The sequence below is a fragment of the Pseudomonas sp. NPDC078700 genome (genome assembly GCF_044542375.1).
Lineage (GTDB): Bacteria > Pseudomonadota > Gammaproteobacteria > Pseudomonadales > Pseudomonadaceae > Aquipseudomonas.
Map to the genome: position 1 here is coordinate 600,500 of NZ_JBITUI010000001.1, position 24,642 is coordinate 625,141.

Below are 24,642 nucleotides of genomic sequence, written 5' to 3' on the forward strand. Positions count from 1 at the left end.
CACCCTTCTTGCAAAAACTAGCTATACGCCAAGGCCGGTGCACCAAGACTTTCAAGCAACACTTCTGCAGGTTGCGGCCTGCCCAAATGAAAACCCTGCAAGGTGTTGCAGCCTAAACGGGTGAGCAGCTCCTTCTGGTCGGCTGTTTCTACCCCTTCGGCAACAATTTTCATGTCCAAAGTTTGGCCCAATGCAATGATTGCCGCGACGATAGCGGCATCATCATTACCCTGCGCCAGCGCCATGATAAAGCCGCGATCGATCTTAAGTTCGTTGGCTGGCAAGCGCTTGAGGTAGAGCAAACTCGAGTAACCGGTGCCAAAATCATCAATCGAGATACTCACGCCCAGCGCCGACAAACGATTAAGCACTTCCAGACTGGCCTCGGCATCACGCATGGCCGTCGACTCGGTCACTTCAAGGACCAGATAGCGCGCCTCCACGGCATGCCGCGCCAAAGCGGCTTGCACGACGTTGACCAAGCTGGCGTGGGCCAACTGCACCGTGGACAAGTTAATCGCCATGCTCCAGCTGTCATGGCCTGCATCGTGCCAAACGCGTAACTGGCGACAGGCTTCATCAATCACCCAATCCCCAATGGGGGTGATCAACCCCGTGCGCTCCGCCAGCGGTAAAAATACATCTGGCTGGACAAGACCGTGCTCAGCGCTTTGCCAACGCAAAAGTGCCTCAACCCCAACCATCAAACCGTCTGGAGCGAGTACTTTAGGCTGGTAATGCAGGCAGAACTCTTGACGCTCAAGCGCCAGCCGCAGGTCCTGTTGCATCTGCATTTGCTCATGGGCATTGACGTTCATGGTGCTTTCAAAAAAACAGTAAGCGTTACGCCCGGTTTCTTTGGCGTGGTACATCGCAGCATCTGCGTTGACCATCAATTCATGCGTGCTCTTACCATCATCAGGAAACAGTGCGATGCCGATACTGACGGAAAGATTGAGGGTATTGCCGTCAATGACGTAAGGCTTGGCGATGATTTCGACCAGTCGCTGCGCCAAAGAAGCGGCATCGCTCGGCTCGCTTGGGTCAACCAGCACAACGAACTCATCTCCCCCCAAGCGGGCCACTGTATCCTCAGAACGCTTAGTGTCGAGAATCCGCTGCGAAACTTTCATGAGCAAACGGTCGCCAATAAAATGACCATAGGCGTCGTTGACTGCTTTAAAACCATCAAGATCCATAAACAGCACCGCAAACTGGTGCTTTATCCGGGCGGACTTATTGATGGCCTGTTCCAGGCGGTCATTTAAAAGCAGGCGGTTAGGCAGCTTTGTCAGGTTGTCATGCAGGGCCAGTTGCAGCAATGCAGTGTTAGCGCGATCAAGCGAATTCGCGAGCAAGTTGGTTCGCACATCGAGCATGGAAATGATTAAGGCAATCGCAAATACCGCCATGCTGACAACAATCACCAATACCGCCAGCCACTTGGTATCGATACCACTGTTGGCTGCGCCGCAGAAGCTGCCAACAGGAAACTGCGCAGCCGCCATGCCGGTGTAATGCATCCCGACAATGGCGCAGCCCATGACCAAAGACGCGCCGATGCGAGCATAGGTGTTAATCTCTGAATCACGGCGCAACCGGAAGGCGATCCACAGCGAAGCCCAAGAAGCTGCCGCAGCGATCACAATAGACAGCACAAAAAGCCAAGGGATATAGCCAATCCCCGGACTCATCATCATCGCCTCCATGCCGGTGTAATGCATGGCTGCAATGCCGATACCCATTAACAAACCGCCCAACCACAAGCGCGCACTTGGCAGGTTCTCCTGGCAAACCAACCACAAGGCAAAGGCGGATGAAAAAATCGCGATGACCAGCGACAGCCCGGTCAGGGTCAAGTCGTAGCCCAATGAGATAGGCAGGCTAAAGGCAAGCATGCCGATAAAATGCATGGACCAAATGCCAAAACCCATTGCGAATGAACCACCCACCAGCCACAAAGTTGCTGCACGTCCCTTTGAGCTTGAGACTCGACCGACCATGTTGAGCGCTGTGTAGGCAGCAAGAATGGCGACGATCAAGGAAAAAGCAACAAAAACGCTGTTGTAGCTGCTGACCAGCATGGAAAACTCACTGAATGGGAATAGCGATGCGGTGCGCATAATATCAAAAAGACATCATCATTAAATAACAGCGATGCCTCGATAAGACCAACGGTGTGAAACTCACACCCGTGCAACGCTCTATATCGGCGGGGCCAGCGGTTAGATTAATCTTGTCCCTCAGATAAACGCTAAATTTCTGCCTTCAATCTGGTCAGAGTTTCTACAGTCCACTGTTGATTGGCTACCTGAGCCATGGGGACGCCAATTCGCCGACTGCATGAACTGCACCATGAACGCGCTCTGATGCAAAGCCACAACTTTAACTGGGTAGTTCGACTCTCGGACTGGCTTTACGCACCCCTCAAATGGCAAAGCGAAAAGCTCGACCCGCAAGCCGCCGGACAAGACAACCGCCAATCCGGATAAATCCGCCGCCGGCAATCAGAGAGCCTCTTGCACATAGTCGGCAATCCATAGAGAATAAATGATATTAATTATCATTTAGGCTCCGTAGTGTATTCTCCGCCTCCCTCCTCCGAGTCAAGCCCTCAACAGGCGCTTCACTCGCTCTACCATGAGCACCATGACTGGTTAAGGATGTGGTTACGCAAGCGTCTGCCCTGTGCAGAAAACGCCGCGGACCTGGCGCAGGATACCTTTGTGCGAGTGCTCACCAGCCGTCAGGCGCAAGATTTGCGTGAGCCTCGGGCTTATTTGAGCAGCATTGCACGCAGCTTGATGATTGATGGTTTTCGACGCAAGGCGCTAGAACAGTCTTACCTTGAAGCATTGGCGTCGATGCCCGAACCGCTGGATATTTCACCTGAAACGCGGGTGCTGATCCTCGAAACCCTGGTGGAAATCGACCACATGCTCGATAACTTGGGCAAACGTAGCCGGGAGATTTTCTTGCTCGCCCAGCTTGAAGGTCTCAGTCATGTCGAAATAAGCAGGCGTCTTGGCGTGTCAACCAACACAGTACGCAAACATCTGGTACGCGCACTGACGCAGTGCATGCTGTTGATTGAGGATTAAGCATGAGTGCGAGCCCCTCAACAGCGGTACTTCAGGACGCGGCCAACTGGTACTTGGATCTGCAAGAAGCACCGACTAACAGCGAATTACGCGCCTCCCATCATGGTTGGCTGGCGGCCGATGCGACGCATCGACAAGCCTGGGCACGCCTGGAGAAACTCCAAGGCAAGCTCGCTATTGTGCCGGCTGGCTTGGCCCAACCGGCATTGTCATCCGCCAGCCATAAACGACGTGCGAGCATCAAACTACTAGGCTTGTTGCTGATGACCGGTGGTGTTTCAGGGTTGGCATGGCAATCGACCACGTTCAGCAACTTGCGGGCCGACCAACGCACCGCTGCAGGCGAACGTCGAAGTGTACGCCTAGACGATGGCAGCACCTTGCAACTCAACAGCGCGACCGCACTGAATATCGACTACAGCAAAAAGTTACGCGAAATTAGCCTGCTACAAGGTGAGGTTTTGGTGCAAACCGCCGCCGACCAACAAGCTCGACCCTTGGTGGTGCACACTGAGCAAGGCAGTATCCGTGCCCTCGGCACTCGCTTTTTGGTTCGCCGTGAAAATAACCTCACCCAGGTTCGTGTATTGCAACACGCCGTTGAAGTGCGCACTGAGCAAAACCTAACGCCGCTACGAGTGAATGCAGGTCAGCAGCTTTGGTTCGGCGCGGGTAAAACGCTTGCGCTAGAGCCGTTGGAAAGTCATGCAGATGCCTGGATCAATGGCATGTTGATCGTCAGCGATTGGCCATTGCCAAGGTTTATCGCTGAGCTGGCTCGTTATCGCTCAGGCGTGCTGCGCTGCGACCCGGCATTAAGCAAGCTGCGTATTTCCGGGGCCTTCCAGCTCGCAGACAGCGATGCAATTCTCGATAACCTGAGCACAACCCTGGGCGTGAAAATCCAGCGATTGAGCCGTTACTGGGTCAGCGTCGGACCTGTTTAACCCTGAAATAAAAAATAGTTCACAAAGGTGTTGTTGATTCCTATTCTCAATCGTCTTGGTAGTTAAAGCGCTAATTATGTGCGCTCACAAAATGACTATCAAAGGACCCTCCATGCCGCTCCAGACTGTCTCGCGCCCTACCCGGCTGCTTTGCTCTGCCCTGCCTGATCCTCTGTGCGCGGCCATTCATCGTGTGATTCTGGGCGCAGCATTAGCCCTGCCCTTGACCACAGTTTTGCAGGTCCGGTCAGCCGTCGCTGACTCGGCGGTGGCTGAGCAAGAATTCAGCATTGCACCTGGCACACTGGAATCGGCATTGAACAGTTTTGCAGCCACGGCTGGCGTCAGTGTTTCATCCACGCCTGAGTTGCTTCAAGGCCAGCGCTCAGCAGGCTTGCGTGGCCGCTACAGCAATGATCAGGCATTGGAAAAACTGCTGATGGGCAGCCGTTTGAAGATTGTGCGCCAAGCCAATGGCAGCTATTCACTGCTGCCGCCATCAGCCGATGAAGCCAGCAACAACGGCGCGCTGGAGCTGGACTCAACCTACGTCACTGGTATCAGTCTCGGCGCAACCACCGAAGGCACAGGCTCCTACACCACCGGCTCGACCAGTACCGCAACAGGCTTGCCATTGTCGATCAGAGAGACCCCGCAATCGGTGAGCGTAATCACTCGCCAGCGCATGGATGACCAGGGCCTGACCCAGCTCAATGATGTCGTGCGCCAGACGCCCGGGCTCACCATTAATCAAACCGGTAACAGCGGCTCCGATAGCAGCGTCATCTACTCGCGCGGCTTTGCGGTAGAGAACTATCAGGTTGATGGCGTGCAATCGCTGCAAAGCAACTACGGTTCGATCATCCAAAGTAATGATTTGGCCCTCTATGACCGGGTTGAAATCATTCGCGGTGCCACTGGCTTGACCAACGGCATCGGCACTCCGGGGGCGACCCTGAACATGATCCGCAAGAAGCCCACATTTGATCCGCAAACCAGCCTCACGGTCACCGGCGGCTCATGGAATTATCAACGAACCGAACTGGACACCAGCGGCCCACTGACCGAGAACGGCAATATCCGTGGCCGCCTGGTTGGGGTTTATCAGGACAACGAGTCTTACATCGACCGCTTCAACGAGCGCAAGAAAGTCTTCTACGGCGTAATCGAGGCCGACCTTACGCCAGACACCCTGCTCACCGTCGGCATGGATTATCAAAGCCATCAGGCAGATGACCATGCACGCAGTGGTTTGCCGCTGTACAACCAGGACGGTTCACTGGCCAATTGGTCTGACTCAGACTCAGCAGGGGCAGCCTGGGCCTACTCGAACCGTACCTTCACCTCGGGCTTTGCAACCTTGGAGCAACGGCTTACTGAACGCTGGAACGCCAAGCTGACACTCAACCAAGGCCGCTACGAATATGACGAAGTCATTGGCTACGCTGCCAGTGGTTATCCCGACCCGGCAACCGGGACTGGCGTGGGCTTGTGGGCCGGTCGCTGGGAAGCCAAACCGGTGCAAAACAGCTTCGACCTGAATATCGCCGGCAACTTTGATCTGTTTGGCCGCGAGCACGATGCGATCTTCGGCTACAGCCAGCAAAAAACCGATTATCGCACCAGCGGCTACCCGCTTTGGCGCTTCGCTAACTGGGATAATTCAATTGATAACATCTACAACTGGGACGGCAAGAACCCAGGCAAACCGCCAATGCCCGCCACCAGCCGGATTGATTACGAAGAAACTCAATCAGCCATTTACGGCAGCCTGAGGTTGCGGGCGACTGACGCCCTTTCGGTCATCTTGGGTGCGCGCATGAGCGACTGGGAAAACACCGTCAAAACGGACTATTACGACCCAGCCTCAGCCGATACCGATGACAAACGCACTGAAACCGGCGTGGCCACCCCCTTTGCCGGTCTGGTCTATGACCTTAACGACACCTGGTCGCTCTATGGCAGCTATACCAGCATCTTCAAGCCCCAGAGCAACATGACCGAAACCGGCAACTACATTGATCCCCTCGAAGGTGTTGGCTATGAGCTCGGCAGCAAGGCAGCCTTATTTGATGATCGCCTGAACCTGGGTATCGCCCTTTACCAGATTGAACAAGACAACCTGGCCGTAGCCATTCCCGGGGTATTGGCTCCCGATGGCAATCAGGCTTATAAATCCGAGTCCGGCACCAAAACCCGGGGTTTTGAGGTAGAGGTGTCAGGTGAACTGGCTCCAGACTGGGAAGCCAGTGCCAGCTTCAGTCGTAACATTGTGCAAGACAGCGACGGCGCTAAGCTCAACACCGATGTTGCGCAAAACACCGCCAAGTTCTTCACCACCTACACCCTGCGCAGCGTCGGCAATGGCCTGACGTTAGGCGGCGGAGTTAATTGGCAGAGTGAAATCTACAGCGATGGCAGGGGCCCACTTGGCGTGCGGTTTACCCAAGACGACTACGCGCTGGTGGATGTGATGGCGCGCTACCCGCTGACCGAACAACTCAGCGCCACCCTTAACCTTAATAACCTGCTCGATGAGGAGTACTACACCAGCACCTCTTCCAGCTATTACGGCACGCCTCGCAACGCGACACTGGGCTTGCGTTTCAATTTCTAAGCCCTGGCAGCTGACTGTCAGGCTCTGCCCTGACAGTCAGCTGGACACATATTGTCACAGCTAAACCGAACCTCAGCTTATGGTTTTACTCGGCTCGTCCGTCTTTAATTAATATGATACTGATTCTTGTTAAGATTACATTTCGCTCCGTTGCCTAGCCGACGGACTTTCCTTGCTTCGACCCATGGCTGTTTGCTAATGAAACCGACTTCCCCTTCCCGTGGACGCATCCTGCTGTCACGCACTGCTGCTGCAATCTTCGGCGGTTACGCGCTGACGTCTGCCAGCGTGATTTTCCTCGGTGCGGTGCTGCCCCTGCCCAAAAGCCAGGCGATTCTGGCGTCCTCACTGACCAGCTTCGCGGTATACACCGCCGCTATCATTTGGGTGTTTGCGGTCCAGGATAATCGCCGGGCCTGGCTCGGTCTGCTGTTGCCAGCGCTGGTTCTGGCACCACTGGGCTGGTGGCTCGGGAGGGGCATGGTATGACTGAAGTCGTAAAGAAGGACGGCCTGCGTCAATCGATGGCCTGGCTGCACACCTGGGGTGGTTTGTGGGCGTGTTGGGTGCTGTTTGTGGTTTTTATTACGGGTTCCCTCGGTGTGTTCGATGAGGCCATTACCCGCTGGATGAAGCCACAAATCCCCCAGGCCGGCGAAATGCGCGGCATGGACGACGGCGTTGACCGTCCGCTTGCCGTGCGTGTGGGCCAAGCGTATTTGCGTGAGCATGTACCGAGCAGCCACTTCTGGGGTATCGGCTTGCCCAGTGATACCGATCCTGCTGTTCGGGTGTTCTGGCAGGACGAGAAGGAACAGTTCCAAAACCAGCGTCTGGATGCAACCAGTGGCGAGCCCATCAAAGCCGGTACCGAGCGTGAAAGTGAGGGCGGCCATCACTTCGTCCATATGCACTTTGAATTCCACGGCGGCACGGCAGGCATCTGGTTTGTGGGCTTCTTCACCATGGCCATGCTGGTCGGATTGGTCAGCGGGATCATTACCCACAAACGCATTTTCAAGGACTTTTTCACCTTCCGGCCAGGCAAGCAGCAACGCAGTTGGCTGGATGCCCACAACGCAGTGTCGGTACTCAGCCTGCCGTTCCAGCTGATGATTGCCTATACCGGCCTTGCGACCTTTTACATGCTGTATATGCCTGCCGGTATCGAAACCCACTACAACACAGATGATGCTTACTTCGCTGACCTGTTGACTCAGCCTACGCCCCGTGAAGAAACCGGCATCACCGCTGAGGTGACCGCACTCGATCAAATACTGCTCAGCAGCGAAAAACAACTGCAACGCCCACTGAGCTTTATCAGCGTTGAGCACCCAGGCGACAGCAGCGCTTCAATTGTGACCTTCGGCCGCTTTATCGAGAAATCCGGCGAATACCGCTTACTCGGCGATGGCGGCGGCCAAGTGTTCTTCGATGGTATCAGTGGCGAGCAGCAAGACTTCATGGCCCCTGGCGAATTACGCGGCGGCGCCGCGCAAGATGTGCAATCGGTGATGCGTAACCTGCACTTTGCCGCTTTCGGCGGCTTAACGGCACGCTGGCTGTACTTTATCTGTGGCTTGGCGGGGGCTGCGATGATGGCAACCGGGGCGATCCTATTTATGGTCAAGCGCCGCCAGCGCTCGCTGAATGAGTTTGGTGCCCGCACGCCACAGGTGTACCGCATCATTGAAGTGCTGAACATCGGCTCAATCAGCGGTATCGCACTGGCCTGTATTGCCTTTTTCTGGGGTAATCGCCTGATCCCGCTCGGCATCACAGACCGCCCTGAATGGGAGGTCACCGCCTTCTTCGTGGTTTGGTTGCTGACCTATGTCCATGCCGCGTTGCGCCCCGCCTCTCGCGCGTGGATCGAACAACTGCTGGCCACGGCTGCGCTGTGCCTGGCCCTGCCACTACTCAACTGGCTGGTGGTCGGTGATCAGTTCGTCAGCTACCTGCAACGCGGCGACGGTGAACGTGCGGCCGTTGAGTTGACCGCCATATTCCTCGGCCTGTTGAACCTGTGGGCGGCGCGGATGCTCTGGCAAAAAAACCATAACAAAGCTGAAAGCAAGGCACCGCGTAAAACCTTAAATACCCCTAAAGCCGAGGTGGCTTGATGAATATGATGCTCGCCCTGCTGCTTGGCGCAGCCCTGAGTTATGCCGGGATGGCCGCGCTGTGCTTGGGAATGGACAGGCACCACCGTCAAGTCTGGGCCGGAACTGCGCCTGCCCGGCAACGGCTGTTGCGCGCCCTCGGCTGGCTCCTGCTGGCCGCAGCCATTTGGCCCTGCATTCGTGCATGGGGAGGCTCAGTAGGCGTGGTTATCTGGTTTGGCCTGATCAGCGCTGCCGCATTGGTTCTGGTGCTTCTACTGCCCTACCGCCCCAAGGCTGCCGCCCTGCTAATGGGTGTAGCCGCCGCTGGCAGCCTGCCCGCCTTGTTATGGAGTGCCGGGTAATCCCGGAACTGTTAAAGGACTAACACCCATGAGTTTGCGTCATCCTAACGTGCTCCAGCGCGTACTGCTGTTGGCAGTGCCGCTGGTGCTGCTCGCTGCCGTTTGGCTGTGGCCCAGCACATCAACCTCAGCCTTTGCCACCGAGCCGGTGCGCCGTGGCGATATTGAAGCCACAGTCATCGCCATCGGTACCTTGCAGCCACGTGAATCAGTGGATGTCGGCGCACAGGTCTCTGGCCAGATCACCCGACTGCATGTGGAAGCCGGTGATCAGGTCAAGAAAGGTCAGCTGCTGGCCGAAATCGATGCCAGCCTGCATCAAGCTACGGTTGAGGCAGACCGCGCAGCACTTGAGGGCTTACGCGCTCAACTTGAAGCTCAGCAAGCGCAATATTTACTTGCCCAACAACAGCACCAGCGCCAACAGCGCCTTGCTCAAGCTCAAGCCACCCGCGATGAAGATGTACAGATTGCCGCGGCCGGGCTTTCAACCGCCCAGGCTCAAATCAAGCAGTTGCGTGCGCAAATCGCCGAAAGCCAAGCACGGCTCAAGGGCAATGAAGCTCAGCTCAGCTACACCAAACTTTATGCGCCAATCGCCGGCACCGTATTGGGCGTCGATGTAAAACAGGGTCAGACCCTGAACGCCACATACCAAACGCCAACGGTGCTGCGCATCGCCGATTTATCCGCCATGACTGCCTGGACCAAGGTTTCAGAGGCTGATATTCGCCAGCTGAAAACTGGCATCGGCCTGTACTTCACCACGCTCGGCGGTGACGGCAGACGCTGGCACGCCAAGATCCGCCAGATTCTGCCTTCACCACAGGTCGCGGCGCCTAACTCAGCCGAAGCCGGTGCTCCGGCACCCGCCACCAAGGCCGTGCAATACACCGTGCTGTTTGACGTCGACAATCTGGACGGCGAACTGATGCCGCAGATGACTGCTCAGGTGACATTCATCACGGCAGCAGCTCGTGACGTACTCACCGCACCGCTGGAAGCACTGCAAGCGGTGGAAGGTGAAACCGGCCTGTTCCGCGCACGGGTACTCAATGCCAAGGGCCGTCCTGAATTGCGTGAAATTCACATTGGCACTCGCAATCGCCAGCGCGTAGAAGTGCTCGATGGTGTGCGTGAAGATGAACTGCTGGTCACCGCCGATTTGCCGGACACCTCTGTGGCCCGTTTCCAGTGGTAAACCCTGCCCCACTGATCGAACTCAGCAACATCCGCCGCTGTTATGGCGGCCATGATGGTGCGCCAGAAGTTGCCGTCTTGCGTGGTATCAGCCTGACCATCAACGCCGGAGAGTTTGTCGCCATAGTGGGAGCCTCAGGTTCAGGCAAATCAACCTTGATGAACCTGCTGGGTTGCCTGGACCGTCCGACATCAGGCTCTTACCTGTTTGCCGGGCGCGACGTGGCGCATTTCAATAGCGACCAACTCGCGTGGCTAAGGCGCGAGGCCTTTGGCTTTGTGTTTCAAGGCTACCACCTGATCGCCACCGAATCAGCGCGGGAAAACGTTGAAATACCGGCGCTCTATGCGGGGGCGTCAGCTGAGCAACGGCGTCAGCGCGCCAGCCAGTTACTGGCGCGTCTTGGCTTGGCTGAACGACTTGAGCACAGACCCAGCCAGCTCTCCGGCGGCCAACAGCAGCGCGTCTCGATTGCTCGCGCACTGATGAATGGCGGACGCATCATTCTCGCCGACGAACCCACGGGTGCGCTTGACTCACACAGCGGTCAGGAAGTGATGGCCCTGCTACGCGAGCTTGCAGCTGCCGGGCACACCATTATCTTGATCACCCACGACCGCGATGTGGCCGCTCAGGCGCAACGAGTTATCGAAATTCTAGATGGTGAAATCGTTAGCGACAGTGGCGCGCAACCCTCTGTTCAAGCCCTGCCCGCACCGAATATGCAAGATGCCGAACACAGGCAAAGTCTGCCGTGGTGGCAAACAGCAACAGAGGTGGCCCGTTCGGCTTGGCGGGTGATGTCGCTGAATCGTTTCCGCACCGCCTTGACGCTTCTCGGCATCATCATTGGCGTCGCGTCAGTGATTGTCATGCTGGCGATTGGACTGGGTACCAAACAAAAAGTCATGGCGCAATTGGCTTCAATGGGCGCGACAACCCTGTACCTGTATAGCGCTCAACCGCCTGAAGGCGGGCCTTGGGGGGTACTCAGCGAGGCCGATATGCAAGCGGTGGTCGCCTTACCCGAGGTGGATTTGGCCACACCGGTAATTGGCAACGCCTTGACCGTGCAATACAGCAACACCTCACGGGATATTTATGTGTATTCGAGCAACCAACAGTTACCCGCAATCCATCACTGGCCGTTGGCGCTAGGGCGTTTTTTCAACGAGGCTGAAGACCAGTCACTGGCACCGGTGGTGGTGCTCGGCCATAAGACTCGCCAGCAGTTCTTCCGCGATGAACCCAACCCATTGGGCCGCCAGTTATTAATCGGTGATGCGCCATTTGAGGTAATCGGCGTCATGGCTGAGAAAGGCAAAGAGTCCGGCGCCGACTACTACGATGAAATGGTGTTTATCCCGTATAAGTCCGGCCGCGCGCGGGTTTATCAAGACATCCTCGACCCGGAATACGCCACCCTCACAGCGGTATCAACCCGGCAGGTCAATGCCGCTGGTGATGCCGTGCGCGAGCTATTACTGGCCCGCCACGGCCGCGAGGACTTCGCCGTTGACAACGCCGCCGCCAAGGTCCAGGCCGAGGCTGAAACGCAAGACAGCATGACCCGCATGCTCGGCCTTATTGCGGCAGTATCGCTATTGGTTGGCGGTATTGGCGTGATGAACGTGATGCTCATGACCGTGCGTGAGCGCACGCGCGAAATCGGCATTCGCATGGCCACCGGCGCTCGCCAGCGCGACATTCTTCAGCAGTTCCTCGGCGAAGCCGTGTTAGTCACTTTAGTCGGTGGAAGCATTGGCGTGTTTCTCGGCTTGCTGCTCGGTGCCGGACTGATTGCCTGGGGCGTACCTTTAATATTCTCCCTGAGCGCAATGCTTGCTGCCTTCGCCTGCGCGGTTGCCACCGGCCTGCTGTTTGGCTATCTACCGGCCAGAACGGCAGCAGCCCTAAATCCAGTTGACGCGCTGGCGTCGCAATAAGATGAACGCGCTGATGAATCATGGTTTTTTGCTGCTGACTGCCATTCTTGCCCTGCCCGGCTGCACGGGCCAAGAACCGATTAAAACTGAGCGACCGGCAGCACCTGAACGCTGGCAACATGCACCGCTCACCCAGGTGCAAATCTCGCCAAACTGGTGGCAACAGTTTGCCAGTAGCGAGTTAGATCAACTGGTTGAGCAGGCCTTGTTGAACAACTATGACCTTTCTGCGGCAGTTGCCCGGGTCCAACAAGCCCAAGCCAATGCCCGCATTGCTGGGGCGCCCTTGCTACCGAAACTCGACGGCAACATTGGTGCCAGCCGCAATGGCCGGTTTGATGACAGCTCGGAGCTGGAGGGCGGGCGCTATTTCACCGGGTTGGCAGCAAGCTATGAGGTTGATCTGTGGGGTCGCCTGCGCGCGGAAGATGACAGTGCCCTGGCCAGTCTGAGGGCGAGCCAGTATGACCGGGCAGCATTGCAAATAACCCTGAGTGCCAGTGTCGTCTCAAGCTGGCTGCAACAGGTGGGATTACAGCAACGCTTACGCATCGCCCAGCTCAACCTGAGTAATGCCGAACGGGTGTTAGCAATTGTTGAGTCACGCCAGCTTGCGGGGGCAGCGACCAATCTCGAATTGGCCCAACAGCGAGGGATTGTCGCTCAACAGCAGCGCAGCCTGGCCAGCATCCGCCAGCAAAGTGACGACAGCAAAGCGACCCTCGCCGTGCTCTTGGGTCTGACTAACAGCAACCAACTTGTGCTGACTGAGCAACAACTTGAGCGCTTACAACTGCCGGACATTGACGCCGGTATTCCCAGCCAACTTTTACTCCAGCGTCCTGACTTGGCGCGTGCCGAAGCCCAATTGGCAGCAGCCGAAGCGAACGTGAATGCGGCCCGTGCAGCACTGCTGCCACGGCTGAATCTGAGCGCAGCGGTGGATAGCAATGTCGGCCACGCGTCTGACCTGCTGTCCAATCCAATTTATTCTCTGAGTGCAGCCCTGCTCGCGCCCATCTTCGATGGCGGCCGGCTCAATGCCGAGCATGATTTAGCCAAGGCGCTACGCAGCGAATTATTGGCCAATTACCAAGCCAGCATTGTCAGCGCCTTTGCCGACGTACAGCTAGCGCTGAATGCCTTGGCAGGTATTGACGCGCAACTGCAAGCGCAAGTCCAAGTGGAGCAACAGGCCATTCTGGCGTTGCGTTTATCAGAAGAGCGCTACCGGGCCGGGGCTGAAACCCTGCTGACGCTACTCGATACCCAGCGCACCCTGTATACCGCCCAAGATGACACCGCTCTACTACAGCTTGCCCGCTTGCAGGCAGGTGCCGCACTAAACCGGGCAATGGGCGGTGGCTGGCAAACCGAGGATCAACAATTAAGCGCCCTTGAAGCCCATTAACTCTCCCCAGCTTTGCCGTTGAAAAGAGCCTATACTCGCGTTTCTCTAATTAACTGCAGCACGCGATCGCCATGAAAACCACTCAATCGCCAGATACGCCCCTCGAAGCCACGACCGCAGAGGCAGCTGGCGAAATAGCTGCCAAGCCTGCAATACCAGCATTTAAGTTTCCGTTCTCCCCCGCCAGTTTCGCGCCGGGCAAGAACGATGGTCAGGCATGGCACAGCAAGGGCAATAAATCGGCCCACGAAAAAAAAATAGGCCCTGCGCCAAACGGTACTCGTCGTTCGATGGGTAAGCGTTAAGCTCTTGGGGCCACCATCTGCTGTATAAGGCCACCAATCAGCTGCGTGCCACCGATGCATTCAGCGGCTGATTACGGTAGGCTCAGCAGCTTATTTGATAGGAGTACATCCCATGGCTCGAGCCACTGCCCGTCACATCCTGGTTTCCAGCGAAGCCAAATGCAACGAACTGAAAGCATCCATCGAAGGCGGCGCTGACTTTGCGCAGGTCGCGAAAGACAACTCCAGCTGCCCATCAAGCCGCGATGGCGGCAACCTGGGTACTTTCGGCCCTGGCCAAATGGTTAAAGAATTCGACACCGTGGTCTTCAGCGCCCCGGTCAATGTCGTTCAGGGCCCGGTGAAAACCCAATTCGGTTATCACCTGCTCGAAGTCACAGACCGCCAGGACTGATCCTGGGTCTGCGGCCCCAGTGGTGCTCTTCCAACGTTTGTTAGACGTAGAAGTGCCATCACTGGGGCTTTTTCATGCCGGCTTAAAGCACGGTGGTTCACTTCACTCAGTGCTGCCGATCTGGCCGAGTCAGCCCCAAACGCTCAATCCGATAGCGCAACATATCGCGGCTCAAGCCAAGAATCTTGGCTGATTTAGTCACGTTCCAATCGGTTTTATTCAGCGTTTTAATGACAATGTCACGCTCGACTTCGGGCAAATTAAAACCGTCAATCGCCCCATCATTCTCATACCCACATGCAGGCTGAGCAAACTGCTCCCTAGCTGCGGGTTCCATCAAACTCGAACACATGACCAACTGGTTCGGGCCGATGATATTGCTCTGAGCTAGCAAGACACTTTGCTCAAGCATATTACGCAACTCACGCACGTTACCGGGCCAGCTGTAACTTTTCAGCAGGATTTCGGCCTCAGCGCTGAACTGCAAGCCGGGCTTGCCATAGCGCTTACAGTGCAAGGCCAAAAAGTGCCGAGCCAGCAGTAACACATCGTCTCCTCGGGCATACAAGCGAGGGACTTTAATTGAGATGATGCGCAGTCGAAAGAACAGGTCTCGACGGAATTTCCCCTGCTGTACCAGTTGCTCAAGGTTGCAGTTGGTGGCGCTGATGATGCGCAGATCAACTTTGCGCTCCTTGACCGAGCCCACGCGCCGAATAGTGCGATCCTCAAGCAGTTTTAGCAGTTTGGCCTGCAGACTGAGATCCATCTCGCCAATCTCATCAAGAAACAAGGTACCGCCGTCTGCCGCCTCAACCAAACCTAGGCGGCGCTCCTTGGCATCGGTAAAAGCCCCCCTTTCATGACCAAAAAGTTCGGCCTCAATGAGATGAGCGGGGATGGCCGCGCAGTTAAACTCAATAAAAGGACCTTTATTGCGCACACCGCCAAAATGCAGGGCTCTGGCAATCAGCTCTTTACCCGTGCCGGTTTCACCCTCGATCAACACCGCGGGTTGCTCGGCATCAGTCATTCGGCTCTCAGCATCTAGCAATTGCTGGATCGTGTACTTCAGGGTCTGCATCGGCACCGAGTTACCAATCAATGCCTGATAACTAGAGCCTTGGGCTTCACGTTGCTGATAAAACGTCAGTTTGTATTCCAGACGTTGAGCATCCAGCGCTCGCTCTATCAACAGTTTAAGCTCGACCAAGGCTACAGGCTTGGTCAGGTAATGAAATGCCCCAGCCTTCATTGCCTCCACAGCATCATCGATATTGCCGTAGCCGGTCATCATGATCAGTTTGGTCTGTGGCGTATCGGCATGCACTTTAGCCAGCAACGCCATACCGCTCATACCCGGTAAGGAATGGTCGGTGAGTATCACATCGGGTTGTACAGTGGCGAGAACTTCAAGTGCCTCTTCCGCTGAATGACAGACACGCGCATCGAAGTTTTTACGCTCCAAATAAGTCTGAATATTCTCAGCCAACATCTCATCATCTTCGACGATCAAAATGCTCTGTTCCATAACGCCTCCCCTCGCCTAGCTTAAGCCTACGTACTTTGCTGGGTTGCTCTAATTCAATACGGCTACCCGAGACAGATACCTGATTGCAGTGCAACTCTGACCCCATAAATTGCTCAACACCCCAGCCTGACGTGGCGCTTACACAGTCGTAGCCTCGACCCTCCGTACCGGGTGCAATAGACTTTGAGGGGCTACTTTAAAATCAAGCACCACGGTCGTGCCCTGGTGCTCTTTACTGGAGAGAGCAATTTTCCCGCCAAAGCGCTCCATGATGCGCTTCGCCATCACCAAACCTACGCCTAAGCCACCTTGTTTGGTGGTGTAAAAAAGTTTGAAGGCCATCATTTCCTGCTGCCGTGACATGCCTTTACCTGAGTCACTGATCGTCAACATTAGACGCTTGCCCATCTCGACGACCTCAACCCGTGCCTGCAGCGTACCGCCCCTGAGCATCGCCTCGATTGCATTGGAAATTAAACTGTTGAGCACCTGTCGCAGCATCATTCGGTGGCTAACAACGTTTACAGAGGACTCAATGATGATGTCCACCTGAATATTCGCTTGCCGTAGTTGTAGCTCAAAGCTGCCAATACAATCCTTGAGGACGGCCGCAGGATCAACAACTTCAATTTCACCGCTGAGCGGACGTGAGGAAATCAGCAAGTCCCGCACCCAGTTGGTCATCCTGTCCACCTGACCAATAATGTCGGCGAGATGCCGAGGCGGCTTGCTATCACTCATTTCCTGAGCCAATTCAGCACTTGAGCGAATGGTCGCTAACGGATTACGCAAACTATGGGCCAAGGCAGAGGACATCTCGCCAAGGGCGACGAAAGATTCGTTAGAAATCAATTGCTGCTGCTGTGATTCAAGCAGCGTGGCAGCGCGCCGCACAATCCAAAACAAGCCAAAGTAAAGCAGCGCCCCACCAATTGCGGTGGAAATCCAGATCACCCGATACCCTCGCTGCATACGAGAAATCAAATCTTTGGGTTCTTTGTAGATTTCAACCATTGCGGCAACCGACCCGTCTTTGCCTAGCATCGGGACATAGTTCTCGATAAAGAACTCATTGGGGGTGTGCGGAAATTGATGCTCAAGGTGACCGTCGCCCATATGGCTATAACTGGAGACGACAGACTCGCGGGTTGCGAACGCCTTATTGATGTCTTCATTATCAATAGTTTTGCCAATCAATTCGGCGTTACTCGACCAGACAATCACCTGATCAAGGGCGTAAATATTGGCTAAGAGTGAGTCGGGAAGGTTAGAAATGTGATCAAAAAATTCGCTTCTCGCCCGCTGTCGCTCTTCAGCGACAACGGGTAAAAACTTATTATCGTTGCGTGGATCAACCACATCAGCCATTAACAGGCCATCAAGCTGGTGATGACGGATCTCAGTATCGCCAATCGCACGGACAAACTGAGCCGTAAGCATTGCATCACGCTCAATGCTTTCCTTAACCACGAACTGGGTGGATATGATCCCTAGGCCGATCGCCACTGAGCCCACGATCGCCAAGCTAACCAACGAAAACCAACGCAGTAAGTTGAACGGGCTACTGGCCAGCTTTACGTCCCTCCAGAGCGTTAATTTGCGCAAATCAAAGGCAACGCACATAGGGGATTTCCAGACTATTTATTGTTATCACGTTCTTTATAGCTCAGATTCCGAAGAACATTTAAATCATCATTTGGTATTAACCTTAAAGCTCATTGATCTAATGCTATAAGGGCCTAGTAGTCTGGCTAAGTGCCTGTTTTTATTGCACACCCCTGTATACCTGTCAGAGCCCCCCCAACAAAACCCAACTTTGGGGGGAATCCAGCCCCCATTCCCCACTCAATTGCCGAATAATCCATCCCCTTCAGACGTCGCCAAACCTGCACAAATAAAGGCTCAGGAGGCGATTTTGCATACATGGTATGGATGTTGCGATACCGCTTGCAGCTTGTCAGAGGACCGGTGAGTCCACACACGACATAGCACACTGCAAGAGGGTGTACTCATGCACAACAAATTGAAGGTATCTGTAACGGCCCTATGTGTTGCTATCACAGCGAGCCAGGTAGCACATGGCGGTTTATTTGCAGTCGACACTGGCGATACGGCCGGGAATTACTTGGCGGAAAATGGGTTCTTTGCCGCTTGGTATCAAGATACACATGGCCGGACACTCGACCTGTGCCTATCAAAGAATCTCAGCTCGCGCGTACCATCAACACCTGGTGCCCCATCCTATATGTGCTCACTGCTGCCTAACCCAGGCATATTCGATGATGCACAACCGCTGGTCTTTCCAACAAACTTCCCGGATGAGGCATTTTGGTTTACCGCAGACGCTGAGATTGTAGATGCAGCAAGCGGTATTGATCTGTCTTATGGCTCAGCGCTTGAGGCAGCCTTTGGTGGCGACGTTCCAGCGCCAAATGACCAGATCAGCTTTGCCCGAGTCCGCATTCGCGTCGATGTACCGAGCATTGGCACCTATACCGTCACCCACCCCTATGGCGTCGAAATATTCGAGGTAACCGCAGAGGACTTCGACACCGACGGTGACCGTGCGATCAATATGACCCGAGACATTGGGATAGGGGTTCCGCTCACCTATACCGGCGCGCTGGCCGGGGATGTTGGCCCGTTTCTGCGAAGTGTCAACGGCCCCTATACCGAAACCGACCCGGATACGGGCGCTGCGGACACTTTTATTGGCGATCCGAATGTGCTTGAGCCGGTTACAGGCAGCCCCTTCAACACAAATTACATTCGCATTGAAGGCCCAGGTGGCATCGACCTGAGTACTGACGTCTTTGCGATTTCCGGTAAGTTGTCAACGGTGGTTCGACCAACTCCAGCCATGGTAGAGCGGGCAACATACTCACGCAGCGATGACTCACAGGGCATCGTCAGTGCCCAGCAAGATGTGTTTGTCAGCGCTCCACCGCCTCCCGGCAAAGCCGACTATCTCGACGCCAACGGTGACGAAGTGGTGATGAGCGAGGCGGACTCAACCGGCCATTGGTATGGGCAATCAACCCTGAATCCCAGCGTACCAGCAACCATTACCGTGACCGCCGACAACTCATTGGCCATCGCCTCAAGCACTGTGACCACAGTGGCCAGCCCGCTGGTGGATCACGTAGTGATTCAGAAAGCGGAGTACAGCTTGAGCTCAGGCACCCTGACAGTCCACGCCAGTAGCAGTGATGAGATGACGATTCCAACCTTATCTGTGCACAACAGCGATGGCGACCTTATTGCCCCGCTAAGTGGTGGCGTAATGAAAACCCTGACAACGAACATCACGCCAATTCCGCCAGCGGCAATCACCGTTAGCTCATCAAATGGCGGCTCAGACACAGAAGAAGTGATCATCCTTCCTTGAAGGTTGCATCAGAACTTTCTCTAGGAGGCATCATGAACAAGTTGCCCTGCATATTTATCTCGTCCATAAGCCTGATTGCGCTTGCGATCAGCAATGCACAAGCAGAGCTAGGCGCCGTTGCTCCAGGGCCATATACCCCGGCAACAGGCGGTTATCCAGCGTGGTACGAAGACACCACGGAGCCAGTAGCAGAGCGACTTGATCTGTGCCTATCAAAGGCCGAGCTGGCCCCGGGCGCGGGTTATCTCTGTACCTTGATACCTGAGCCTGGCGTATTCGATGACACCAAACCACTGGTATTTCCAAACAACTGGCCGGGGGAAACCTTTTGGTATCTCGCCGAAACAACAATCGACGAAGGTGCCGTTGCCGGGTATGAGCTCGATGCATACGTAGCCGGTATTGAGGCTGCATTTAACAATGATGCGCCACTGGCCGGCGACCAAGTCAGCTTCGCACGTATCCGTATCCGGGTCAGTGTCCCTGTCGCGGGCGTATACACCGTAACCCACCCTTACGGTGTGGAGACATTCAACATTACCACGCCCGGACGCCGTGCGATCAACATGACCCGCGACATAGGGATTGGTGCCCCCGGTGACTTCAGTGGAGCCCTGGGAGGAGACATTGGCCCATTCCTTCACGGCGTTGGCGCACCCTATAGTGCAGTGAACCCAGAAACCGGAGTGACCGAGACGTATATTGGTAACCCCAATGTTCTCGAAGCAGTAACCGGCAGCCCCAACAATACTAACTTCGTAAGAATTCAAGGCCCAGCTGGCACCATCGAAACGAGCCTGTTTAGTGTCTCCGGCAAACTGTCAGATCCACGTAACCCTCTGCCAATAACGGTTGAGCGCTCAACCTATCGCCGCACCCAGGACAGCACCTCGATCAGCGTGTTTGCGGACTCGGAGCCTGGCAGTACTCTGTGCTTCAGAGAAACATTGGACTTGGTCGCTGGCAACCCAGCATCACCCTGCCTGATCAACATGACCAGTAATAACAACGGCAAGTTCTTCGGCCAGCATGCTGATGCGCCGAGCTTACCGCCGTTTATTGTGGCGACCGCTAAAGACCCAACCGGCAACAAACAGCAGACTAGCCTGTCGAGCGCGCTCACTGACGTGGTCAAAATCAGCAACGCGACATATTCGTGGAACGACCAAACGCTGCGCATAACCGCCTCGTCCAGCGATGAATTGCTAGTGCCTGACATGGCTGCCCCAGGGTTCGGACGTTTATCGAAGTCTGGTATTCAACAAACCCTGGAAGTCGATAATCTGAGTCAGCCACCGGCCAAGGTCACCGTTAAATCTTCCGCCGGCGGCAGTGACACTGAAGCGGTTTCCATTGTCGGCAGAGCGCCTGAGCCGAGCGAAAATGAACTGCCAATTGCAGTTAATGATGCCGCAACCACGTCCTCGGGTGTGCCGGTCAACATCAACCTGCTGCTCAATGACAGCGACCCAGATGACAACACACCATTGAGTGTTGTCGACCTGACTCAACCTGCAACCGGATTTGGCAGCGTCGTTGCCGACGGAACAACATCGGTGCTCTACACCCCACCCGCAGGAATTACTGCTGCGCTGAGCGCAACCTTTACCTACCGGGTCCAAGATGCGCTGGGTGACAAGTCAGAAACTGCCGCTACCGTGACCGTCACCGTGAGTCCAAACCTACCACCGACTGCAAACAACGACGCCTCCGCGACACTCAATGTCCCAGTGACTGTCGATGTGCTTGCCAACGACACGGATCCAGAAGGCAATATTCCGCTGAGCATAGCCGGAGTCACCCAACCCACCGTGGGCCAAGTCACTAGCAATGGCGCAACACTGACCTATACCCCACCTCAAACAGTAAGCAGTCCGTTTACAGCCACCTTTACCTATACCGCCGCAGACTCCCTTGGCGCAGTCTCAACCCCGGCCACAGTTAACGTGGCAGTCACGCCACCGCCGCCGCCCGCCACGGTCGAAAACCTCAATGTGACCACGGCCCAGGTCACCCCACGAACCAATAACCGATTCACTTGGGATATCCGTGGCGACACCTCAATCACTGCTGGCAACGTCATGACCATCAGCGTGAGTACGGCCAGCGGCACGCAAACCCTTGGTACAGCCACCGTACTGGCCACTGGACGCTGGAGGTATTCGGCAACATCCACTGAAGTTGTACCTAATGCCACCCCAGTGATCACCGTCAGATCTTCTATCGGAACCCTGGTCACTCAACCGCTGGACGTACGTTAGGCACTTGCCCGGCAACCCCTATGTCTAGGACCAGACGCTGGGGGGTTGCCAGGTAAAACTTACAGGAGGGCAAAGCATGCAAAGGCAAGCGTTCATAAGCCTGCTGTGCCCTGTCCTGGCTCTATTTATAGGCTTGATAGACAACGTCCAGGCCGGTGACCTGGCAGACAATTTTGATTTAACCGACGGCTCGCTGGATATCAGTGCCCCTGTGCAACTAACAGCAAATCAGCAGGCGTTGATTGAACAGAATGGTCAGGCCAATACAGCCCTAATGACTCAGCAAGGACAATCAATACTCGGTGTTATCGCTCAGTCCGGTAGCAACCAGGAAGCCTACATTTTGCAAGAAGGCATCGGTCAAATGGCATCGATTACACAACAGGGTTATGGCAACGAGGCATTTATTTCGCAGAGCGGTGCTTATAACCAAGCCCTGATAAATCAAAACGGTGCGTACAACAGTGCACGCATTGAACAAACCGGCAGTGGGCAAGCCAGCAGTATTGCCCAGTTTGGAAACAACCAGAGCGTCAAGCTCTACCAATACCGCTAAAAACCGCCAGTCGACTGTGTTGCTTGATTGGCACGCTAATACACCAGGAGGCAATACCATGTTCCAGTTCAAACCACTCGCAGTCGCAGTTCTGGCCATCGTGAGCCTGCCGGCGCTTGCAGATAACAGCCTATCGACCCAAAGCCAAACCGGTGCGGATAACTTTGCAGATGTTAAGCAAACCGAAGCCCAGAACAGCCAAGCCACCCAGACCCAATCGGGGCCAGGCGGAAACTTTGCAACCATAGAACAACAATTCGTTGTGCGCAGCCGTGCCGAACAAACTCAGGACAGTGAGGGCAGCGATAGTTATGCACTGCAATCTGATGAGCGCAGAAGTCGTTCGGTACAAGTCCAACATGGTTCATTCCAAAGCGCGACCAATGACCAGGAAGGCGGCTCTGACAACCTGGCACGCACGGTTCAACGCGGCATAGGCCAATGGGCCACAGCCACACAAATATTTGAAACCGGCAGCGAGGTACAGGTCAACCAGCGCGGCGACAGCAATGTGGCCGATGCTTACCAGTCAGATGGTGCTAATAACCTTGCCGATATTACCCAAACCGGTGTTGGCAGCCGTGCATCAACGGATAGCTTCGCGCAAACAGACAGCGTGATCACTATTACCCAAGGGGGTGGCAGTAACGAAGCCTTTATTTATCAAGACTCAGGCACCCTGAGCAGTGCGACAGTTGATCAACAGGGTTTTGAGAACGTGGTAGATGCCTTTCAATCCAACCAGACAAACAGCCACTACAATCTGATTCAAACCGGTGATCTAAACGGCGCACTGCTTGATCAAACCGATGGTGCGGATAACCAGATGATGATCACTCAGATCGGCGAAGGTAACGAGCTTTCCGCCAACCAGGTTTCAGCCAGCGCAACCACTACCCTGCTGGTACAAAATGGCTCAATCAACTACGCAGAGACCTATCAGGAAGGTTCAGGTCACCTGCTTGAAATCAACTCGACCGGCACCGGCAACGAGATTTATGCGGGGGTGGAAACTGGCAGCCGTGGCCAATATGGGCTTGATCAAGTTGCATCTCTAGGCCAGGAAGGCACGTTCAACTCGATCAAACTCACCCAAAGCGGCCAACTGCAAAATGCTGCTCTTGGTCAGTCCGGCAACGGTAACCAGATGGACACCAATCAAGCTGGGGTGAACAACGAGCTGTACTTCGATCAAAACGGCGACGGCAACATGCTCGTAGCAGTGCAGACTGGCAGCAGCAACCTAGCAAATGGCTCAACTATGGGTGATGACAACAGCATCACTGTCAGCCAATCCAATATGCTCAACCTGTCGACAATCACTCAAAGCGGCATAGGTAACAGTGCGCTTGTCACACAAACAAGCAACAACATGATCTCAACTATTGCTCAGACCGGTAGCAACAACACAGCTAATGTGCTGCAACAGTAAAGACGCTATCCACAACCTACGCTTCACTGAACCTGCCGCCTTATGGGCGGCAGATTCATATCACGCCCCGTTTGCTGCATAACCTGCTCTTATCTAAACAATGCCGTCATGCGTCCTCATGCTCAGCTCACACAGACGCACGCGCCACCAAACAGCGCGTGGGCGCTGTAAGTGTCTTCGATAGTGAGTGAGTAGGTGCGCTAACCGCAGCCCTGTGTGTCGTTGGCTGCGTGGGCTTACTTGATTTGTGAAAGGTACTTATCCAGTGATGTCTGCTGGAGTTGTTGGCCGTCTGCGACTTGCCACAAACGACTCTGCACGCCCTGCACGACAATATGCGCCACAGCAGCCTCGATCGCCGAGAGTACACAGAGTTGTGCAGGCTCGTTGGTGGTGTAACCCGCCTCGGCCTCAAGCAGCTCTTTGAACTCAATGAACTTAAACACCCCGGCGTTGCGCGCCACCGAGTAAATGGTTTTCGAAGTCATCACATTCGCCAACACCATACCGGTACGAACATCGACTGCCCGCAAATTAACCGACACCTGATCCACACGATATTCCCGGCCGATACTGATGCCTAAATAAGCTGCGCCTTCACCACCTGAACGTACATTGGTGTCATAGGCGATAATCCCACCTTCGAGCAAAATGTTAGCGGCCTGCAAAGGTGGAAGTTCGGTCTGGATATTGGCAGGGGTATTAGGTTTGTTCTGTGAGGCGCGGATAATTTTACGTTCAGTCAGGACATTCTGCAGACCTTCACGCTCAAGTACGCGGAACCAGCCACTGGCTTGCAAGGCGTCGACCAGCATGCTGCCTGCACCCTGGGTGACACTGGTGGAGAACGAACTCGCTGGCGTTGGTTTGTATTGGCCAGTCTGGTCACGAAACCCATAAACCGCTGCCACCAAACGCCCCTTGGGTCGCGGCAACGCCAATAAATCGTAATAGGTCGAAGCACGCGGCGTCAGTGTCGGTGTGCCCTCGTCTACCTCTGCAGGCATTGGCTCTCGCACAGCACAGCCGTTTAATGCAGCTACCATCATGACCAACAGCAGTGTCTTGTTCATGGTCTGGCATCC

Annotated in this window: 20 protein-coding genes; 16 read left to right on the forward strand and 4 right to left on the reverse strand. The window is 55.1% G+C overall.

Annotated features, from left to right (window positions below; all coding sequences use genetic code 11):
- Nucleotides 1-17: 17 nt before the first annotated feature.
- The gene (locus tag ACIGCM_RS02855; RefSeq protein ID WP_397500501.1) at nt 18-2,084 is read right to left on the reverse strand and encodes a putative bifunctional diguanylate cyclase/phosphodiesterase; all 2,067 of its coding nucleotides are present in this window, start codon (nt 2,082-2,084) and stop codon (nt 18-20) included.
- A gap of 234 nt (nt 2,085-2,318) precedes the next feature.
- Here ACIGCM_RS02855 and ACIGCM_RS02860 point away from each other — a divergent pair, with 234 nt between their 5' ends.
- The 12 genes from ACIGCM_RS02860 (at nt 2,319) to ACIGCM_RS02915 (ending at nt 14,389) form a co-directional block, all read left to right on the forward strand.
- Entirely contained in the window at nt 2,319-2,492 is a 174-nt protein-coding gene (locus ACIGCM_RS02860; protein ID WP_397500502.1) for a hypothetical protein, read from the forward strand.
- Nucleotides 2,493-2,579: 87 nt separating this feature from the next.
- Nucleotides 2,580-3,101 carry a sigma-70 family RNA polymerase sigma factor gene (locus tag ACIGCM_RS02865; protein WP_397500503.1) on the forward strand — a complete coding sequence of 174 codons (522 nt, stop codon included), beginning with the start codon at nt 2,580-2,582 and terminating at the stop codon, nt 3,099-3,101.
- Nucleotides 3,102-3,103: 2 nt separating this feature from the next.
- The gene (locus ACIGCM_RS02870) at nt 3,104-4,048 is read left to right on the forward strand and encodes a FecR domain-containing protein (protein ID WP_397500504.1); all 945 of its coding nucleotides are present in this window, start codon (nt 3,104-3,106) and stop codon (nt 4,046-4,048) included.
- Between the two features lie 112 nt (nt 4,049-4,160).
- Complete coding sequence (locus ACIGCM_RS02875) at nt 4,161-6,665, forward strand: TonB-dependent siderophore receptor (RefSeq protein WP_397500505.1); 2,505 nt, start codon at nt 4,161-4,163, stop codon at nt 6,663-6,665.
- A 198-nt stretch (nt 6,666-6,863) separates the two neighbouring features.
- On the forward strand, nt 6,864-7,154 hold the full coding sequence (locus ACIGCM_RS02880) for a DUF3649 domain-containing protein (protein WP_397500506.1): 291 nt from the start codon (nt 6,864-6,866) through the stop codon (nt 7,152-7,154).
- Nucleotides 7,151-8,788 (forward strand): PepSY-associated TM helix domain-containing protein, encoded by a 1,638-nt coding sequence (locus tag ACIGCM_RS02885; protein ID WP_397500507.1) that lies wholly within the window; start codon nt 7,151-7,153, stop codon nt 8,786-8,788. The genes ACIGCM_RS02880 and ACIGCM_RS02885 overlap by 4 nt, the downstream gene beginning before the upstream one ends.
- Nucleotides 8,788-9,132 carry a DUF3325 domain-containing protein gene (locus ACIGCM_RS02890; protein ID WP_397500508.1) on the forward strand — a complete coding sequence of 115 codons (345 nt, stop codon included), beginning with the start codon at nt 8,788-8,790 and terminating at the stop codon, nt 9,130-9,132. Before ACIGCM_RS02885 ends, ACIGCM_RS02890 begins: the two co-directional genes overlap by 1 nt.
- Nucleotides 9,133-9,166: 34 nt before the next feature.
- Complete coding sequence (locus ACIGCM_RS02895) at nt 9,167-10,333, forward strand: efflux RND transporter periplasmic adaptor subunit (RefSeq protein WP_397501103.1); 1,167 nt, start codon at nt 9,167-9,169, stop codon at nt 10,331-10,333.
- The gene (locus ACIGCM_RS02900) at nt 10,327-12,279 is read left to right on the forward strand and encodes a MacB family efflux pump subunit (RefSeq protein ID WP_397500509.1); all 1,953 of its coding nucleotides are present in this window, start codon (nt 10,327-10,329) and stop codon (nt 12,277-12,279) included. Before ACIGCM_RS02895 ends, ACIGCM_RS02900 begins: the two co-directional genes overlap by 7 nt.
- Nucleotides 12,280-12,292: 13 nt before the next feature.
- Nucleotides 12,293-13,690, forward strand: a complete 1,398-nt coding sequence (locus ACIGCM_RS02905) for an efflux transporter outer membrane subunit (RefSeq protein WP_397500510.1) — start codon at nt 12,293-12,295, stop codon at nt 13,688-13,690.
- Between the two features lie 71 nt (nt 13,691-13,761).
- Nucleotides 13,762-13,995, forward strand: coding sequence for a hypothetical protein (locus ACIGCM_RS02910; protein ID WP_397500511.1), 234 nt, complete (start codon nt 13,762-13,764; stop codon nt 13,993-13,995).
- A 112-nt stretch (nt 13,996-14,107) separates the two neighbouring features.
- Nucleotides 14,108-14,389 (forward strand): peptidylprolyl isomerase, encoded by a 282-nt coding sequence (locus tag ACIGCM_RS02915; protein WP_087517629.1) that lies wholly within the window; start codon nt 14,108-14,110, stop codon nt 14,387-14,389.
- Nucleotides 14,390-14,495: 106 nt separating this feature from the next.
- Here ACIGCM_RS02915 and ACIGCM_RS02920 read toward each other — a convergent pair whose 3' ends face one another.
- Both ACIGCM_RS02920 and ACIGCM_RS02925 read right to left on the reverse strand, forming a co-directional pair.
- A complete protein-coding gene (locus ACIGCM_RS02920) occupies nt 14,496-15,920 on the reverse strand; it encodes a sigma-54-dependent transcriptional regulator (protein WP_397500512.1) in 1,425 nt (474 codons plus the stop codon).
- Between the two features lie 138 nt (nt 15,921-16,058).
- The gene (locus ACIGCM_RS02925) at nt 16,059-17,288 is read right to left on the reverse strand and encodes a sensor histidine kinase (RefSeq protein ID WP_397500513.1); all 1,230 of its coding nucleotides are present in this window, start codon (nt 17,286-17,288) and stop codon (nt 16,059-16,061) included.
- 643 nt (nt 17,289-17,931) lie between these two features.
- On the opposite strand from ACIGCM_RS02925, the gene ACIGCM_RS02930 reads away from it, so the two are divergent.
- The 4 genes from ACIGCM_RS02930 to ACIGCM_RS02945 all read left to right on the forward strand — a co-directional run bounded on the left by ACIGCM_RS02930 (nt 17,932) and on the right by ACIGCM_RS02945 (nt 23,557).
- Complete coding sequence (locus ACIGCM_RS02930; protein WP_397500514.1) at nt 17,932-19,308, forward strand: hypothetical protein; 1,377 nt, start codon at nt 17,932-17,934, stop codon at nt 19,306-19,308.
- A 32-nt stretch (nt 19,309-19,340) separates the two neighbouring features.
- Nucleotides 19,341-21,569, forward strand: coding sequence for an Ig-like domain-containing protein (locus ACIGCM_RS02935; RefSeq protein ID WP_397500515.1), 2,229 nt, complete (start codon nt 19,341-19,343; stop codon nt 21,567-21,569).
- A gap of 76 nt (nt 21,570-21,645) precedes the next feature.
- Nucleotides 21,646-22,125 (forward strand): curlin, encoded by a 480-nt coding sequence (locus ACIGCM_RS02940; protein WP_397500516.1) that lies wholly within the window; start codon nt 21,646-21,648, stop codon nt 22,123-22,125.
- A 58-nt stretch (nt 22,126-22,183) separates the two neighbouring features.
- Nucleotides 22,184-23,557 (forward strand): hypothetical protein, encoded by a 1,374-nt coding sequence (locus tag ACIGCM_RS02945; RefSeq protein ID WP_397500517.1) that lies wholly within the window; start codon nt 22,184-22,186, stop codon nt 23,555-23,557.
- Nucleotides 23,558-23,793: 236 nt separating this feature from the next.
- On the opposite strand, the gene ACIGCM_RS02950 is transcribed toward ACIGCM_RS02945, so the two are convergent.
- The gene (locus ACIGCM_RS02950) at nt 23,794-24,630 is read right to left on the reverse strand and encodes a CsgG/HfaB family protein (RefSeq protein ID WP_397500518.1); all 837 of its coding nucleotides are present in this window, start codon (nt 24,628-24,630) and stop codon (nt 23,794-23,796) included.
- Nucleotides 24,631-24,642: the final 12 nt, after the last annotated feature.